At 70.2% G+C, this 16,052-nt stretch carries 14 protein-coding genes; 2 read left to right on the top strand and 12 right to left on the bottom strand.

What is annotated here, in order from left to right:
* The first annotated feature begins 36 nt into the window (after nucleotides 1-36).
* Complete coding sequence (locus tag ABZ806_RS38045; RefSeq protein ID WP_500223210.1) at nucleotides 37-612, top strand: TetR/AcrR family transcriptional regulator; 576 nt, start codon at nucleotides 37-39, stop codon at nucleotides 610-612.
* A 181-nt stretch (nucleotides 613-793) separates the two neighbouring features.
* Here the strand turns inward: ABZ806_RS38045 and ABZ806_RS38040 are convergent, their stop codons facing one another.
* The 12 genes from ABZ806_RS38040 to ABZ806_RS37985 form a co-directional block, all read right to left on the bottom strand.
* On the bottom strand, nucleotides 794-1,468 hold the full coding sequence (locus tag ABZ806_RS38040; protein ID WP_500223209.1) for a response regulator: 675 nt from the start codon (nucleotides 1,466-1,468) through the stop codon (nucleotides 794-796).
* Nucleotides 1,461-2,615 carry a sensor histidine kinase gene (locus ABZ806_RS38035; protein WP_500223208.1) on the bottom strand — a complete coding sequence of 385 codons (1,155 nt, stop codon included), beginning with the start codon at nucleotides 2,613-2,615 and terminating at the stop codon, nucleotides 1,461-1,463. Before ABZ806_RS38035 ends, ABZ806_RS38040 begins: the two co-directional genes overlap by 8 nt.
* Before the next feature lie 31 nt (nucleotides 2,616-2,646).
* Nucleotides 2,647-3,387: an ABC transporter permease gene (locus ABZ806_RS38030; protein WP_500223207.1), complete on the bottom strand. Its 741-nt coding sequence runs from the start codon at nucleotides 3,385-3,387 to the stop codon at nucleotides 2,647-2,649.
* Nucleotide 3,388: 1 nt separating this feature from the next.
* Nucleotides 3,389-4,294 carry an ABC transporter ATP-binding protein gene (locus ABZ806_RS38025; RefSeq protein WP_500223206.1) on the bottom strand — a complete coding sequence of 302 codons (906 nt, stop codon included), beginning with the start codon at nucleotides 4,292-4,294 and terminating at the stop codon, nucleotides 3,389-3,391.
* A 58-nt stretch (nucleotides 4,295-4,352) separates the two neighbouring features.
* Complete coding sequence (locus ABZ806_RS38020; protein ID WP_500223205.1) at nucleotides 4,353-5,417, bottom strand: tellurite resistance/C4-dicarboxylate transporter family protein; 1,065 nt, start codon at nucleotides 5,415-5,417, stop codon at nucleotides 4,353-4,355.
* A 1-nt stretch (nucleotide 5,418) separates the two neighbouring features.
* Entirely contained in the window at nucleotides 5,419-6,162 is a 744-nt protein-coding gene (gene narI / locus ABZ806_RS38015; RefSeq protein ID WP_500223204.1) for a respiratory nitrate reductase subunit gamma, read from the bottom strand.
* Nucleotides 6,159-6,782, bottom strand: a complete 624-nt coding sequence (gene narJ, locus ABZ806_RS38010) for a nitrate reductase molybdenum cofactor assembly chaperone (protein WP_500223228.1) — start codon at nucleotides 6,780-6,782, stop codon at nucleotides 6,159-6,161. The genes narI and narJ overlap by 4 nt, the downstream gene beginning before the upstream one ends.
* A gap of 5 nt (nucleotides 6,783-6,787) precedes the next feature.
* On the bottom strand, nucleotides 6,788-8,419 hold the full coding sequence (gene narH / locus ABZ806_RS38005) for a nitrate reductase subunit beta (protein WP_500223203.1): 1,632 nt from the start codon (nucleotides 8,417-8,419) through the stop codon (nucleotides 6,788-6,790).
* A complete protein-coding gene (locus tag ABZ806_RS38000; protein WP_500223227.1) occupies nucleotides 8,419-12,099 on the bottom strand; it encodes a nitrate reductase subunit alpha in 3,681 nt (1,226 codons plus the stop codon). Before ABZ806_RS38000 ends, narH begins: the two co-directional genes overlap by 1 nt.
* Nucleotides 12,100-12,426: 327 nt before the next feature.
* The gene (locus ABZ806_RS37995) at nucleotides 12,427-12,867 is read right to left on the bottom strand and encodes a PH domain-containing protein (protein ID WP_500223202.1); all 441 of its coding nucleotides are present in this window, start codon (nucleotides 12,865-12,867) and stop codon (nucleotides 12,427-12,429) included.
* Nucleotides 12,868-13,356: 489 nt separating this feature from the next.
* Complete coding sequence (locus ABZ806_RS37990; RefSeq protein WP_500223201.1) at nucleotides 13,357-13,938, bottom strand: dihydrofolate reductase family protein; 582 nt, start codon at nucleotides 13,936-13,938, stop codon at nucleotides 13,357-13,359.
* A gap of 82 nt (nucleotides 13,939-14,020) precedes the next feature.
* The gene (locus ABZ806_RS37985; protein ID WP_500223200.1) at nucleotides 14,021-14,860 is read right to left on the bottom strand and encodes a helix-turn-helix domain-containing protein; all 840 of its coding nucleotides are present in this window, start codon (nucleotides 14,858-14,860) and stop codon (nucleotides 14,021-14,023) included.
* 227 nt (nucleotides 14,861-15,087) lie between these two features.
* Between ABZ806_RS37985 and ABZ806_RS37980 the strand changes: the two genes are divergently transcribed.
* A partial coding sequence (locus ABZ806_RS37980) for a DUF222 domain-containing protein (RefSeq protein WP_500223199.1) occupies nucleotides 15,088-16,052 on the top strand: 965 nt, incomplete at its 3' end.

The raw sequence follows: 16,052 nt of genomic DNA, 5'->3' as shown, positions 1-16,052 counted from the left end.
GGGCCGTCCGGGGGTCGGAAAACGGGAGGGAACGGCGTGCCGAAGATCAACGCGCCGACCGTCCGGGAGCACCGCAGCCGGATGGAGGCGGCGCTGGTCGACGCGGCCGAGGAGATCCTCCGCGAGGGCGCCGGCCTCACCGTCGGCGCCGTGGCACGCCGCGTCGGAATCGCCCGGTCCAGCGTCTACAAGTACGTCGACAGCGTGGACGACCTGATCGAGGCCGTGGTCGCCCGCGACTTCCCGCGCTGGGTCGCCGCCGTCCGCCGCGAGGTGGACGCAGCGCACACACCACAGGACCGGGTCCTCGCCTACGCCCGCGCCAACATCGTCGAAGGCTCCGGCAGGGACCACCACTGGCGCGTCGGACTGGCCCGCGCGTCGCTGTCACAGGAGGCCCTCGGACGCCTCATGGCGCTGCACGGCCAACTGGAGGCCATCCTCGAAGAGGCCATCGGCGAGATGGACGTCCGCTACCCGGACCTGCTGCGCGCCGCCGTGCAGTCCCTCGTCGACACCGCCATCCGCGCGATCGACGCCGGCAAGGCCCCGTCCGCCGTCGCCGACTTCACCCTCACCGCCATCACCGCCATAACCCGCGCGCCTTCCTAGCGCGGCAGGTGCCGCAGGTCAGTGGTCGCGGCCGTCGTCGCGACGGCGCTTCTCACGGGAAGCGCCACCGCGCCACATGGTGACAGCCAGGCCGCCACCTCGTTGATCTGCGGCGTGTTGTTGTTTTCGACGCGCTCATAACAACAACACGCCGCAGATCAACGGAGGGGGGGAGGGCGGGTTAGGGGAGGAGGTGGCGGTCGTAGGCGGTGGCTACTGCTGCGGCTCGGTCCTTGACGTCCAGTTTTGCGTAGATGTGGGTCAGGTGGGTCTTGACCGTGGCCTCGCTGATGAAGAGTTCGGCGGCGATCTCGCGGTTGGCGGTGCCGCGGGCCACCAGGCGCAGGACCTCCAGTTCGCGGGTGCTCAGGTCGATGCCGCGCGGTTCGCGGACACGGGAGACCAGGCGGGACGCGATGGCCGGGGACAGGACGGTGCGGCCCTCGGCGGCGGCGCGGACGGCGTCGAACAGGTCGTCGCGCGGCGCGTCCTTGAGGAGGTAGCCGGTTGCGCCGGCCTCGATCGCCGGGATCGTGTCGGTGTCGGTGTCGTAGGTGGTGAGGACGAGCACCTTGCAGGGAAGGCCGCGGCGCGTCAGTTCGGTGATGGCCTCGACGCCGCCCCCGCCGGGCATCCGCAGGTCCATGAGGACGACGTCGGGCCGCAGGTCGGCGGCGAGCGTCACGGCCTCGCGTCCGTCGGCGGCCTCGCCCACGACCGCGAAGCCGGTGGTCGCCGCGAACATGCCGCGCAGGCCGTCCCGGACGACGGGGTGGTCGTCGACGATCAGCACCGTGATGTCAGCGGCGCTCCCAGCCGTGTTCCCAGTGGGGTGCTCGTCGGTGTGCTCATGCATGGCGGATCAACGGTACGCGGGCGGAGACGGCCGTGCCCCGGCCGGGTTCGGACTCGATCTCCAGCGAGCCGGCGACCCGTTCGGCGCGTTCGCGCATGGCGGTCAGGCCGAAGCCGCCGGACGGGCCGGTGAAGCCGCGGCCGTCGTCGCGGATGTCGAGGGTCACTTCGTCGTCCATGTAGGAGAGGGTCACGCCGATGCGGTCGGCGTGCGCGTGGCGGGCGGCGTTGGCGAGCGCCTCCTGGGCGATGCGCAGGAGGGTCGCCTCCAGTTCTCCGTGCAGCGGCTCCACCGTTCCGGTGATGGTGAGGTCGGCCCCGTCGCCGGTGATCTTCTTGAGCGCCTCGGGCAGCGTGTCGTTCTCCAGGTGGGTGGGGGCGAGGGCCCGCACGGAGCGGCGGGCCTCGCGCAGGCTCTCGCGGGCGAGGCCCGTGGCGCGGCGGACGTGCTCGCTGTCCTCGGCGGCCTGGAGCTGGGTGATGATGCCCGTCAGCCCCTGGGCGATCGTGTCGTGGATCTCGGCGGCCAGCCGGCGCCGCTCGTCGCTGACCCCGGCCTCGCGGGCCTGGACGATGAGCTGCGCCTGCAGCCCCGCGTTCTCGGCGAGGGCCTGCTCCAGGCGGGTGTTGGTCCGTTCGAGTTCGGCGATGGTCTCGGTCTGGACGCGGGTCCGTTCGGCCTCCCGGTCGGCGAGGCTGCCGAAGATGAAGATCAGCACCGAGTTCAGGGCGAGGAGGCCGGCGAAGACGCCCGCCACGACGAGGTTGCGCGGCGGGAAGCCGCCCGCCTGGGCGCCCGCCATGGTGACCGCCGTGATGAACGCCCCGGTCACCGCCCAGCGCCGGGTCAGGTAGTGGCCGGCGTCGAAGTACCCGATGACGGCGTAGACGCAGAAGAACGGGTTCAGCCACGACAGGACGAAGGCGAGGACGGTCCGGGTCCAGAAGTAGATCTGCACCGGGATCCGGCCGCCGGCGTGGAGGATCTGGAGGGCCAGCGCCGTGAGCAGCAGGGGCGCGGCCGCCTGTTCCTCCCCCGCCGACATGACCTCTGTCCGGATCAGCAGCCCCAGCAGGGTCGCGAGCGCGAGCAGGGGGAACGGCCCCCAGCGGTAGAACCGCTCCCATTGCTCCTGAATCGTGGCCATTGAGACCCATTGTCCTATTCGCAGCGGAGTCCTACTGCCAGCGGAACCAGCGTACGGCGGCGGCGATCAGGACGATGGCCCACGCGGCGGTGACGCCGAGGTGCGTCCAGTCCGGCCAGGCGCCCCCGGCGGCCTGGTCGAGGGCCTGGGACGCGGCGCCGAACGGGAAGTACTCCACGACGCGCCGCAGCACGTCCGGCATGGCCTGCACCGGGACCCACAGGCCGGCCAGGAACATCGCCGGGAAGAAGACCAGCATGCCGACCACCGTGGTGGCCCGGACGGTGGGCGTGACGGCGGTGACCGCGGCGCCCAGCGCGAGGGCGCTGAGGGCGGCGAGCAGCAGCGCCAGCAGGTAGCCGGGCACCTGGCCGGGCAGTGCCACGCCGAAGGCGATCCGGCCGACGGCGATGACCAGCAGCGCCGACCCGACGGCGGTGGCGAAGTGCAGGACGATCTGCGCCGCCAGCAGCGACGCGGGCCGTACGGGCGTGGTCGACATGCGGCGCAGGATGCCGCGCTCGCGGTAGCCGGACAGGACGGGCGGCAGCGCCTGGATCCCCGCCATGATCATGGCGAGCAGCACGTTGACCGGCACGTACAGGTCGATGACCCGCTGCCCGCCGAGGCTCGGATCGGGGTCCCGGAACGAGGGGATCAGGCCGAGGATCACCAGCAGGATGGTCGGGAAGGCGACGATCCAGAACAGCGTGAACGGCTCGCGGGAGAAGAGCCGGGATTCGGCCCTGAGGACGGCGGTCGACGCGGACACGTCAGTTCTCCACATCTTCGGTGAGTTCGAGGAAGGCGTCGTCGAGCGTGGCGTCGGTGACGCGCAGCCGCTCGGCGGTGATCTGGCGGCGGGCCAGCAGCGAGATGACCGCGTTGACGGTCGCGTCGGTGCCGTGGACGGTGAGGCGGCCGTCGCGGCGCTCGATGGTCGCGGCGCCGGGCAGGTCGGCCAGGTCGTCCTCGCCGAGGGGACGGGACGGGGTGAACGACAGCACGGTGCCGCCGGCGCTGCGCAGGATCAGCCCGGTCGGGGTGTCGAGCGCGGCGACGCGCCCCTGCTTGAACACCGCGATCCGGTCGCAGAGCCGCTGCGCCTCCTCCATGAAGTGGGTGACGAGGACGACGGTGACGCCGGAGGCGCGGACCTCCTCGATCAGCGTCCAGGTGTCGCGGCGGGCGCGCGGGTCGAGGCCGGTGGTCAGCTCGTCCAGGACGACGATCCGGGGGCGGCCGATCAGCGCGAGGGCGATGAACAGCCGCTGCTTCTGGCCGCCGGACAGCTTCCCGAAGCGGGTGGTGAGCTTCCCGGTGATGCCGAGGCGTTCGGCGAGCTCGCGCCAGTCGGCGGGGTTCGGGTAGAAGGCGCTGTAGAGCTCCAGCGCCTCCCGCACGGTCAGCTTCTCCTGGAGTTCGCTCTCCTGGAGCTGCACGCCGAGGATCCCGGTGAGTTCCGCGCGGTCGGTGCGCGGGTCGAGCCCGGCGACGCGCACGGCTCCCCCGTCCGGCCGGCGCAGGCCCTCCAGGCATTCGACGGTCGTCGTCTTCCCCGCGCCGTTGGAGCCGAGGATCCCGAAGATCTCCCCCTCCTCGACGGCGAACGTGACGCCGTCCACGGCCGGGCGGCCGCCGTAGACCTTCCGCAGGCCGTTGACTTCGATGATGGACATGCTTCGAGCATCGCCGGGCGCGCTCCCGCGCACATCGCCCGAGCCGCTCGTCCCGGCATCAGCCGATCGGTTGATGCCGCCGTAGGACCAGCGTCCGCGCCAGGTGGACGAGCATCGCGACGAACGCGAGCGCCCAGACGGTCAGCGCGACCCACGTCTCGTACTTGCCGATGCCCTCGACGATGGGGAGGCCGTCGGCGACGCCGAGGTACTGGCCCGCGACCCCGTACATGCCGAGGGGGAAGACGACGCTCCACCACGTCGCCTCGTAGCGGAGCGGGATGCGGTGGACGACGTGCCGCCACCAGCCCGCCGCGACCAGCGGGACGATGAGCCAGCTGCCGAACGCCCAGAACACCACGGACACCCCGGCGACGAGGCCGCGGGTGGCGTTCACCATCGGCGCGTCGGCCATCTCCACGATCCGGGCGCCCGCCACCACGGTGATCGCGGTGGCGCCCATCGCGACCCAGTAGGGCGGGGTCAGGTCCGTCGGCCGCAGCGGGTACAGCAGCAGCCGCGCGGCGACGAAGATCCCGGCGGCGGCGTACAGGATCGCGCCGACCGACCAGGAGCAGACGGCGAGCAGCGCCAGCTCGCGGCGCGCCATCTCCGACTCCGGTTCCAGGACGGCCGCCAGCACCGCGACGGACTGGCTGGCGACGACCCAGATGAACCAGGTCCCGTTGGCGCCGGCCACGACGGGACGGTCCTCGCGGCCGAGTACCGCCGTCCACGGCACGACGTAGCCGAGGACGAACCAGCTGAGCCCGCCGACGACGAGCAGGCCGAGCGCGACGCCGTGCTGCCCGGTCAGCGCGATCCGGGTGCCGAGGACGTCGGTGCCGGCGACGAAGGTGAAGAACCCGAAGCCGCGGCGCGGGTCGGTGAAGTCGGCGCGCAGCTCGGCGGGGAAGGCGACCGCGCGCCACACCGTCGCCGCGACGAGGACGGCGTAGGAGACGATGGCCACCCACATCATCACGTCCGACAGCAGGGTCAGCCCGTTGGTGTGCACGCCGAGCGAGACGATGCAGGTCCCCATGACCAGCGCGAAGTACCCGGGGTTGAGCGTCGCGACGGCCTGCCGCACGGCGCCGAGGCGTTGTGGCTGGGTGGTCACATCAGTACGGTACGCCGATCTTGCGCCACTTCCGTCCGCCGGTCCCCGGTTCGGGCGGCGGCGCGGCGCGGCGGTTCCGGTAGACGATGTAGGGCCGCCACAGGTACCAGAGCGGGTAGCTCCACGCGTGGACGAGCCGGCTGAACGGCCACACCGCGAAGATCGCCCAGGCGGCAGTCGCGTGCACCTGGTACATCGCGGGCGCGGCGGCGATCGCCCGGTAGTCCGGGGAGCCGGTGAACAGGCTGCGGAACCACGGCGACACGGTGTGCCGGTAGTCGTAGCCGTCCCCGAACTGCTGGACGCCAAGGGTCAGGTAGATGCCGAGCACGCTGATGATGCCGAGCAGGATCAGCGCCAGGTAGTCGACCGCGCTGGTCGTGGCGCGCACCCGCGGTACCCCCATCCGCCGGAAGATCAGGATGCCGGCGCCGATGAGGACGCCGATCGCCGCGACCGACCCGGCGATGCCGGAGAACAGGGTGTAGGCGCGCTCCGGGATGCCCATCCACTCGGTGACCGACTGCGGGATGAGGATGCCGATGACGTGCCCGGCGATGGCGGCGAACGTGGCGTAGTGGAACAGCGGCGCGCCCCATTTGAGGAGCCGGCGCTCCTGCAGCTGGGTGGAGCGGCTCGTCCAGCCGAACTGGTCGTAGCGCCAGCGCCAGATGTGCCCGACCACGAAGACGATCAGCGCCGCGTAGGGCAGGATGATCCACCACCACAGGTCCCAGTTCGTCATCGGCGTCCTCCCGCCCCGGTTCCGTCCAGGTACTCCGGTGGGGCGAACGGTTCGAGCCCCACGTCCTCGTCCGGTGGTCCCTTCTCCCACGCGTGGCGCACCAGCGCGAGGTCGCGGCGGGTCAGCCGCGGCAGTCCCGCGCACACCGCCTCGATGAGCCCGGCGTAGGGGGTGCCCGCCTCGCGCAGGGCCTTGCGCAGCAGTTCCAGGTCGGCGCGGTGCCGCCGCAGCAGCTTCTCGCCGGCGGGGGTGAGCGCCGCGAAGTCGAGGACGAGCGGCAGGTAGTCGGGCAGGTCCTCCTCGGACGGCTGGAACCCCGCGACCCGGTAGGCGGTCTTGAACGCGAGCATCGCCATGCCGCGCTTGCGGGTGTCGCCGTACCGGTAGTAGGTGAGGTAGAGCGCGCAGCGGCGCCGCAGGTCGAACGTCTCGACGTAGTGCTGCGCGACCTCGCCGGACGGGGTGGCGCGCAGCCAGCCGAGGAACCGCCCGAACGCCTCCCGGGACGCCTTCGGCCCGGTATCGGACGCGGCGGCGTCGAGCTGGTCGAGCCCCTCGAACAGCGCCGCCGTCGGGTACTGGAGCAGCACCGACGCGAGCTTGTAGGGGCCGGCGGACATGGCGCTCACGTCGCGTCCCCTTCCGGGAAGAGGTGAGGGGCGTCGCCTTGCCCGTCCCAGCCGAGCAGGTTGAAGTGCGTCCTGCCGTCACCGCCGCGGAACGTGCCGGCGCCGCCGCGGACCTCGCCGGGATGGAAGTCCTCCACGCTCTGCGGCGGGCCGCTGCCGCCCATGCCGGGGCCGCCCTCGGTGTCGAGGCTGCAGAACAGCTGCTCGTGCTGGGCCATGAGCCGTCCGGCGTCCTCGGCGTGCGCCTTCGGGATGACGTAGCGCTCCTCGTACTTGGCGATGGCGAGCAGCCGGTACAGGTCGTCCAGTTCCTCGGGGGTGGAGCCGACCGATGCGGGCAGGTCCTCGTCGAGGTCGAGCCCGAGTTGCCCGGCGCGCTGGACGGCGCGGACGGCGGCGAGCTTGCGCAGCACGTCCCGGACGGTCGAGGTCTTCCCCGCCGTGAACAGGTTCGCGAGGTACTCGATCGGGATGCGCAGCTCGTCGATGGTGGCGAACACGCGGTCGGGGTCGTCGGCGTCGTATCCGGCGGAGTGCGCGACGTCCGCGACCGGGGACAGCGGCGGGATGTACCAGACCATCGGCAGCGTCCGGTACTCCGGATGCAGCGGCAGCGCCACCCGGTGCCGGACGGCCAGCGAGTAGACCGGCGAGCGCTTCGCGGCCTCGATCCAGTCGGCGGGGATCCCGGCCTCGGCCGCCTCCCGCTGCACCTCCGGGTCGAAGGGGTCGAGGAACACCGACAGCTGCGCCTCGTACAGGTCCTGCTCGTCGGGTGTCGCGGCCGCCTCGGTCACCTTGTCGGCGTCGTACAGGAACAGGCCCAGGTAGCGGAGCCGGCCGACGCACGTCTCGGAGCAGATCGTCGGCTGCCCGGCCTCGATGCGCGGGAAGCAGAGCGTGCACTTCTCCGCCTTGCCGGTGCGGTGGTTGAAGTACACCTTCTTGTACGGGCAGCCCGACACGCAGAACCGCCAGCCCCGGCACTTGTCCTGGTCGACGAGGACGATGCCGTCCTCCGCCCGCTTGTACATCGCGCCGGACGGGCAGGACGCGACGCACGACGGGTTGAGGCAGTGCTCGCAGATGCGCGGCAGGTAGAACATGAACACCTGCTCGAACTCCATCTTGACCTTGTCCTCGATCCCGGCGAGGTCGGGGTCGTCGACGGCGTGCTCGGGCGCGCCCGCGAGATCGTCGTCCCAGTTGCTGCCCCACTTCAGGTTCATGTCGCGCCCGGTGAGCGCCGAGATGGAGTGCGCGCTCGGGTTCGGCGTGCCGAGCGGGGCGTGGATCACCGTCTGGTAGTCGTAGGTCCACGGGTCGCCGTAGTCGTCGATGGACGGCAGGTTCGGGTTGTAGAAGATCGCGAGCAGCCTGCTCAGCCGCCCGCCGGCCTTGAGCTGGAGGCGGCCCTTGCGGTCGAGCGTCCAGCCGCCCTTCCACTGCTCCTGGTCCTCGTACCGGCGCGGATACCCGAGGCCGGGCTTGGTCTCGACGTTGTTGAAGTACACGTACTCGGTGCCCGGACGGTTCGTCCAGGTCTGCTTGCAGGTGACCGAGCAGGTATGGCAGCCGATGCACTTGTCGAGGTTCATCACCATCGCCACCTGCGCCATCGGCCGCATCAGAACTGCACCTCCTGGGAGCGCTTGCGGATCACGCCGACCTCGTCCCGCTGGCTGCCGGTCGGGCCGTAGTAGTTGAACCCGTAGCTGAACTGGCCGTAACCGCCGATCAGGTGCGTCGGCTTGATCACCAGGCGGGTCAGCGAGTTGTCGGAGCCGCCGTGCCAGCCGGACAGCTCCGACTTCGGGGTCATCAGGTGCCGGTCCATCGCGTGGTACATGAAGACCGTCCCGCGCGGCATCCGGTGCGTGACCACCGCCCGGCAGGCCACCACCCCGTTGCGGTTGTACGCCTCGATCCAGTCGTTGTCGCGGACGTCGATCTTCGCGGCGTCGACCGGGCTCATCCAGATCACCGGGCCGCCGCGGAACAGCCGCAGCATGTGCAGGTTGTCCTGGTACTCCGAGTGGATCGACCACTTCGAATGCGGGGTGAGGTACCGGACGGTGATCTCCGGCCGGCCCTCCTCGCGGATCCCCAGCTCGCCGGAGTGGTGCCGGACGTAGCTCAGCGGCGGACGGTAGGCCGGCAGCGCCTCGCCGTACTCGTGCATCCAGTCGTGGTCGAGAAAGAAGTGCATCCGCCCGGTCAGCGTGTGCCAGGGTTTCTTGCGCTCGACGTTGACGGTGAACGGCGAGTATCTCCGTCCACCCGATTCGATACCGGACCATTCCGGGCTCGCGATGACGGCGCGGGGTTGCGCCACGGTGTCACCGAACGTGATGTGCTCCCCGGCGCGCTCCTCGCCGAGGTCGGCGAGTTCGACGCCCGTTCTCTTCTCCAGGTTCTTCCAGCCGAGCACGGAGAGACGGCCGTTCGTGGTGCCCGACAGCGCCAGGATCGCCTCGGCCAGATGCACATCCAGGGACAGGGCGGGGCGGCCGTCGGCGACACCGCCGTGCACAACCCCGTTGGCCTTGCGCAGGTAGTCGACCGCCTCGGTCGGAACCCACGAAACACCCTTGGTGGACGTGCCCTTGTCGACCAGCGGACCGAGCGCGGCCATCTTCGCCGCGACCGCCGTGTAGTCGCGTTCGATGGTCACGAGCTTCGGCATCGTCACACCCGGGACCGGCTCGCACTCCCCCGCCTTCCAGTCCAGGACCCGGCCGCCCGGCTGGGCCGTCTCGTCCGGGCTGTCGTGCATCAGCGGCACCGGGAGCACGTCGGTGCGGGTGCCGAGATGCTCGGCGGCGAGCTTGGAGAAGTCCTCGGCGATGAGCCGGAACGCGTCGAAGTCGGTGCGCGACTCCCACGGCGGAGCGATCGCCGGGTTGAACGAGTGCACGAACGGGTGCATGTCCGTGCTGGACAGGTCATGCTTCTCGTACCAGGTCGCCGCAGGCAGGACGATGTCGGCGTACGTGCACGAACTCGTCATCCGGAAGTCGATGGTGGTGAGCAGGTCGAGCTTGCCGCGCGGCGCCTCGTCCCGCCAGGCCACCTCGGCCGGCCGCAGGCCCGGCGGCGACTCCTCGGCCCGGACCGCGTCGTCGGTGCCGAGCAGGTGCCGCATGAAGTACTCCATGCCCTTGCCCGAGGAGCCGAGGACGTTGGCCCGCCAGATCGTCATGACCCGGGGCCAGTTCTCCGGCGCGTCCGGGTCCTCGCCGGCGAACCCGAGGCGGCCGGACTTCAACTCGTCCACGATGTGGTCGGCGACCGGACGCCCCGCGCGCTCGGCCTCGTCGGCGAGGTCGAGCGGGTTCCGGTCGAACCCCGGATGCGACGGCGTCCAGCCGAGCCGGGACGCCTGCGCCAGGCAGTCGGCGAACATCCGCCCCCGGAACAGGCCGCGGCCGAGCGGGCTCGACATCTCCCCCGGCCCGAACGTCTCGTACCGCCACTGGTCGGTGTGCAGGTAGAAGAACGAGGTGCCGGTCATGTGCCGGGTGGGGCGCTGCCAGTCCAGCGCGAACGCGGTCTGCTGCCACCCGGTCAGCGGACGCACCTTCTCCTGGCCGACGTAGTGCGCCCAGCCGCCGCCGTTCACGCCCTGGCAGCCGCACAGCATCGTCAGCGTGAAGAACGCCCGGTAGATCTGGTCGGAGTGGTACCAGTGGTTCGTCCCGCCGCCCATGCAGATCATCGACCGGCCGCGCGACATCTCGGCATTGCGGGCGAACTCCCGCGCCACCCGGATCGCGGCCGCCGCCGGGACGGACGTGATCTCCTCCTGCCAGGCGGGCGTGTTCGGATGCGCGGCGTCGTCGTACCCGGACGGCCACTCGCCGGGCAGCCCGTCGCGCGGCACCGCGTACTGCGCCATGAGCAGGTCGAACACCGTCGTGACGAGCCGTCCGCCGACCCGCATCACCGGCACTCCCCGGCGGACGACCGCGCCGCCCTCGGTCTCGCCGATGTCGAAGCGCGGCAGATCGACCGGCACCGCATCGGTGTGCCGCCCGTAGAGGGTCAGCAGCGGATCGACGTCGCCCAGTTCCAGGTTCCACTTGCCCTGCCCGGACTCGGTGTAGCGGAAGCCGAGCGACCCGTTGGGCGCCACCGGCTCACCGCTGCGCGCGTCGAACAGCACCGGCTTATGTGCCGCCCCCTCCCCCTCATCCCCCAACTCAGCCGCGGTGAGAAACCGCCCCGGCCGCATCGCCTCACCGTGCTCCTCCAGCGTTACGAGGAATGGCAGGTCGGTGTAGCTTTTGACGTATTCGTCGAAGTACGGCACCTGTCGGTCGCGGAAGAACTCGGTGAGCACCACGTGACCCATTGCCATCGCGAGCGCACCGTCCGTGCCGGGCGCCGCCGCGAGCCAGTCGTCGGCGAACTTGGTGTGGTCGGAGAAGTCCGGAGAAACAACGACGACCTTCTGCCCCCGATACCGGGCCTCGGTCATGAAGTGCGCATCCGGCGTCCGCGTAATGGGCAGATTGGTGCCCCAAATCACCAGGTAAGACGAGTTCCACCAGTCACCGGACTCCGGAACATCGGTCTGGTCGCCGTACACCTGCGGCGAGGCGATCGGCAGGTCGGCGTACCAGTCGTAGAACGACAGGATCGTCCCGCCGATCATCGAAAGAAACCGGGTCCCCGCCGCATACGACACCATCGACATGGCCGGAATCGGGGTGAACCCGACCACCCGATCCGGCCCGTACTCCTTGACCGTGTGCACATGCGCGGCGGCGATCAGCTCGGTGACCTCCGGCCACGACGACCGGACGAACCCACCCTTTCCCCTGGCGCTCTTGTACGAGGCCGTCCGCTCCGGGTCACCGGTGATCTCCGCCCACGCGGCCACCGGGTCACCGTGCCGCTGCCGCGCCTCGCGCCACAAGGTCAGCAGCGGGCTCCGCACGTACGGGTACCGCACCCGCGACGGCGAGTAGGTGTACCAGGAGAACGACGCCCCGCGCGGACAGCCGCGCGGCTCGTACTCCGGCGAATCCGGCCCCACCGACGGATAGTCGGTCTGCTGGGTCTCCCACGTGATGATGCCGTCCTTGACGTACACCTTCCACGAACACGACCCCGTGCAGTTCACCCCATGCGTGGACCGCACTTCCTTGTCGTGCCGCCACCGCTCCCGGTAGAACTCCTCGGCCCCGCGCCCACCATCCCGGTTGAGCATGCGGTAGTCATCGGACGGCGTCCCGGGCACAAAGAACTGCGCCTTCCGCAGCAGCCCCTCCACGGGCTCCCCCTGAGGCAGCAGCGGCGCCATCAGCCTGCGAGGACGTTCTCCATCATGCGCCGTCGCCTGCGTCACCGATGACATGCCACCACCTAGCCTCGCCGAACCCAGAGCCTGTGCGCGGGCACAACTACCCGACCCCGCAACCCCCCAACCGGCAGGCCCGGCGTATTACCAAACCCCGATGTAAAAATGCCCCCCACCCCACCCCACCTCGGCCCCGGCACGCGCGCGGCGAGGCGTGGAGTGGTGGAGCCGTTTCGCTCCGGGCGGCTACTGGTGCGGCGCGGGATCGACCAGTTCATGCGCGGCCGGCCTCCACACCCGCCGCATAGGCGCTGCCGTCATCGTGGCCGGTCAGGTGGCGAACTCGGTCCGATGCTTCTCCCAGCGCCCCACGATCTCTTGGAGTCCCTCGTCGAAGAAGGCGTCCCGCCTCGGCCACCAGTCGCCCGGCGCAGAAAGCTTCAGCAGATTCCCACCGTTCGTTCGTATGGCGACGTGACGCCACTTGCCGTTCCTGGTGACGGATATATCGGAAATCTCACGCCAGGCGACAGAACGTCCACCAAAGAGCCCTCTGATCTCCACCCCATCCACCGAGACGATGGTTCCAGATCTCCAGAACTTGACAAGCAGAAGAAGACCGGCAACGAGCACCACCACAGATGGGGCGTCGACACCCTCCCACCGGACTGCCACAACACCGACGGCGAACCACACAGCAATGTTCAGCGCCAAGAGAAGGCCCAAGAACTGCCGCCGCGCTCCACTACGCAGTTGTACGCGATCTTCCATCGTCCGTCTCCTGTACCAAACGGGAGCCGCTACCATATCTCGCTCTGTCGATGAACAAACCGGTCATCGCTCCACCGGCCAGCGGAGGCACCGCCTCACCGAAGTGTCCGGCCGCTGGGCCGCTGGGACCCCTGTCCGCTGGGTACGCCGCCACTATCGCCGGCGCGGTCGTGCGGCTGGACGACACCGACCGCGCCCCCGACGAGGCCCGCCGCAGGTACGAGCACTCCTGGGTCGACTCCACCCGGTCCCTGGACGGCGGCCGCTACATCCGAGGCTGACTCAACGCCGAAGACGCCGCGATCTGGGACGGCACCCGCGGACCGCTCGCCAAACCGGCGGGCGTTGATGACCGCCGCGACCTGTCCGAACGCACCGCCGCCACGTTGAGCAGTGTGCTGTCGGGCGGGCACAAGGCCACCAAGGTCACCGTCATCTGCGACCTGGACACCCTCACCGGCAGCACCCCCCGGGCCCCACTCAGATCGGTCAACGGCGGACCCGATAGCGCAGGTGAAGCACCCGGTTGCCCTGAATCACCACGTCTGGATCCTCCAACAGGTGCTGCGCGTCGACGGAGCCGAAGTAGCGCTTGCCGGACCCGAACACGACGGGCGCAACGTCCATGCGCACCTCGTCGACCAGCCCCGCGGCGAGCACCTGCCCACCAACCTCGCCGGCGGCGACCTCGACAACGCGGTCACCCGCAAGCTCCCGCGCCTTGGCCACGGCCGCCTCGATGCCGTCGACGAAGTGAAAAGGCGCCTCGGCCTCCCAGCCCTCGGGCGTACCTCGGTGGGTCACGACGACCACGTGGGCGATCCCGCTGGGAGGCGTCCCGTCCCAGCCCTCGGTCATGTCGAAGACGTGGCGGCCGGCGATGGTCACCCCAATCTGGTCCCAGTACGGCCGGATGTAGTCGTAGGACGCCTGCGACACCTTCAAGAAACCGCTGTCGTCCAAGAGCACGTCACCGCTGGACAACCACTCGAACAGTGGACCAGGGTCGTCGTTCTCGGCCGCGATGAAGCCATCCACCGACACCGAGGCGTACATGACCACCTTGCCCACGGGCTTCTCCTCTGCTTTGGGGTGCCCCGAGTCTGGCGTGTCGTGAGCTGCCGCTCTTGTAAGAAATCAATCTTGTAAGAAATCAATCGGCCGGCAGAGGCCAGCCGTCCAGCACGTGGCCGGGATGATCGCGCAGGAATCGCTGCCGGACTTCGGCGTACCGGGTCGGCGTGAGCCCGGTGAACTCCCGGAACTCGTGGCCGAAGTGGGCCTGGTCGAAGTAGCCTGCGCCGGCGGCGACGTCGCCCCAGTCGATCGGTGCGGCGAAGTTGATCGCCAGCGTGGTGGCGGTGAAGCGGTAGCCGCGCGCCAGCCGCTTCGGCGTGACGCCGATGACCTCCTTGAACCGCTTTGCCAGATAGGTGCTGCTGACACCGGCTGCCACGCCGAGGTCGCTGATCGCCACCGTCCCGCCGGTCGCCGCGATGACGCTGCTCGTTCGGCGGACCAGTTCCAAACCGTCGGTCTCGCGCAGCCGTCGCATCAGCCCCTCTTCGAGCAGCGTCAGCATCTCGTGCGGTGCGTCCGCCAAGACCAGCCGATCACGCAGTTCGGCGATCGCGGGCCGGCCCCAAATCTGCTCCACCGTCGCCGGCCGGTCGCACAACTCGGCCGCCGGCATCGGCAGGAACGGCGCCAGCCCCCACGGCTTGAAGTGCACGCCGATGGACCGGGTCCGGGGTGGGTAGCCGAACTCCCACGCGCGCGTTGGCATAGTGACCACGCAGCCGTCGGCGTACTCCGCTGCCTCGTCGGCGGTGCCGGCGCGGATGTGGAACGGCGCCCCGAGGTTGACGATGAGCAACGGCGCCGGCGCCGCCGGCAGCGTCAGCCGGGCGTACGGCGGGACGCCCTCCAGGTAGTAAAGGTCGTCGATCAGCCCGTCCAGCGGCGGTCGCGGCACTCTGGACACGTACTCCACGCCCACATCATCGCCGACGGCCCGCCCCTGGCATCGCGCCGGCGCCGATCCTGACGGGCCCCACTCTTTGAAGAGCCGGGTACGAACCGACCAAGCGCCTTGGTGCCGGAATTTTCCGAAATGCCTTTCTAACGGCATCTTCTGTGTTTTTCGAGTAGGTCGGAAGTGGCAGATTTTCGAATCGGTATTCGATGCAATGGCGGGTCGGGTCAGGTAAAATGGAGGCCATGGAAGCGGCCGGGATCGACCTCGCTGAGGCGTCCACCACCGAATTGGTGGACGCCGCGTCGGCGATCGCGGCCGAACTCGCCCGCCGTACCGCACCCGAGTCGGCAGCCGCGTGCATGAAACTGGCCGAGGCTTTAGCTGCGGCGGGTGACTTGCAGGAGGCCGCCCTCGCCGATCTGGTGGGTGTGGTGGACCGGGGGCGGGAGGTGCAGCGGTGGGGTTTCCCCTCCACGCGGGCGTGGCTGCGGTCCCGGCTGGGGATGCGCGAAGCGCGTGCCAAGGAGCGGGTGACGTTGGCGCGGCAGCGGCGTCGCCTTGCGGGGGTGTCGAGCCGCTGGGCCGCCGGTGACCTGTCCGCCGGGTACGCCGCCACCATCGCCGGTGCGGTCACCCGGCTGGACGATGCCGACTGCGCCGCCGCCGAAGAGATCCTGCTGGGCATGGTCCGGGACGGGTTCTCGGCGGGGAAGGTCGCCTCGTTCGGCCGCCGCATCCGGGACATGATCGCCGAACGGAACGGCACCGAACCGGTTCCCCAGGACGCTCGGCACGAGTACGAGCGGTCCTGGATCGGCTCGACGCGGTCCCTGGACGGCGGCCGCTACATCAAGGGCTGGCTCAACGCCGAAGACGCCGCGATCTGGGACGGCACCCTCGCCGCCCTGGCCAAACCCGCCGGGACCGACGACCGCCGCGACCTGTCGGAACGGACGGCGGCCGCGCTCACCTCGGTGCTGTCGGGCGGGCACAAGGCCACCAAGGTGACGGTCATCTGCGACCTGGACACCCTCACCGGCGGCACCACCCCCGCCCGGCTGCCCGACGGCACACCCATCCCCGCCGAACAGGCCCGCCGCATCGCCCTGACCGCCGGAGTCTCCCCCCTCCTGCTCGGACGCGGCAACATCCCCCTCTACCTGGGCCGCACCGAACGGTTCGCCAGCCCCGGCCAACGCCGCGCCCT

Origin of the sequence: Spirillospora sp. NPDC047418, from assembly GCF_040643275.1 — a bacterium.
Taxonomy (GTDB): Bacteria; Actinomycetota; Actinomycetes; order Streptosporangiales; family Streptosporangiaceae; genus Spirillospora.
The sequence above is the reverse complement of the archived record's forward strand: the minus strand, read 5'-3'. Positions and strand labels throughout refer to the sequence as shown.

Excerpts from the sequence above, each read along its gene's own strand:
- ABZ806_RS38040 (WP_500223209.1), bottom strand. The coding sequence starts at position 1,468 with ATGCATGAGCACACCGACGAGCACCCCACTGGGAACACGGCTGGGAGC.
- ABZ806_RS38035 (WP_500223208.1), bottom strand. The coding sequence starts at position 2,615 with ATGGCCACGATTCAGGAGCAATGGGAGCGGTTCTACCGCTGGGGGCCG.
- ABZ806_RS38025 (WP_500223206.1), bottom strand. The coding sequence starts at position 4,294 with ATGTCCATCATCGAAGTCAACGGCCTGCGGAAGGTCTACGGCGGCCGC.
- narI (WP_500223204.1), bottom strand. The coding sequence starts at position 6,162 with ATGACGAACTGGGACCTGTGGTGGTGGATCATCCTGCCCTACGCGGCG.
- narJ (WP_500223228.1), bottom strand. The coding sequence starts at position 6,782 with ATGTCCGCCGGCCCCTACAAGCTCGCGTCGGTGCTGCTCCAGTACCCG.
- narH (WP_500223203.1), bottom strand. The coding sequence starts at position 8,419 with ATGCGGCCGATGGCGCAGGTGGCGATGGTGATGAACCTCGACAAGTGC.
- ABZ806_RS38000 (WP_500223227.1), bottom strand. The coding sequence starts at position 12,099 with ATGGCGCCGCTGCTGCCTCAGGGGGAGCCCGTGGAGGGGCTGCTGCGG.
- ABZ806_RS37995 (WP_500223202.1), bottom strand. The coding sequence starts at position 12,867 with ATGGAAGATCGCGTACAACTGCGTAGTGGAGCGCGGCGGCAGTTCTTG.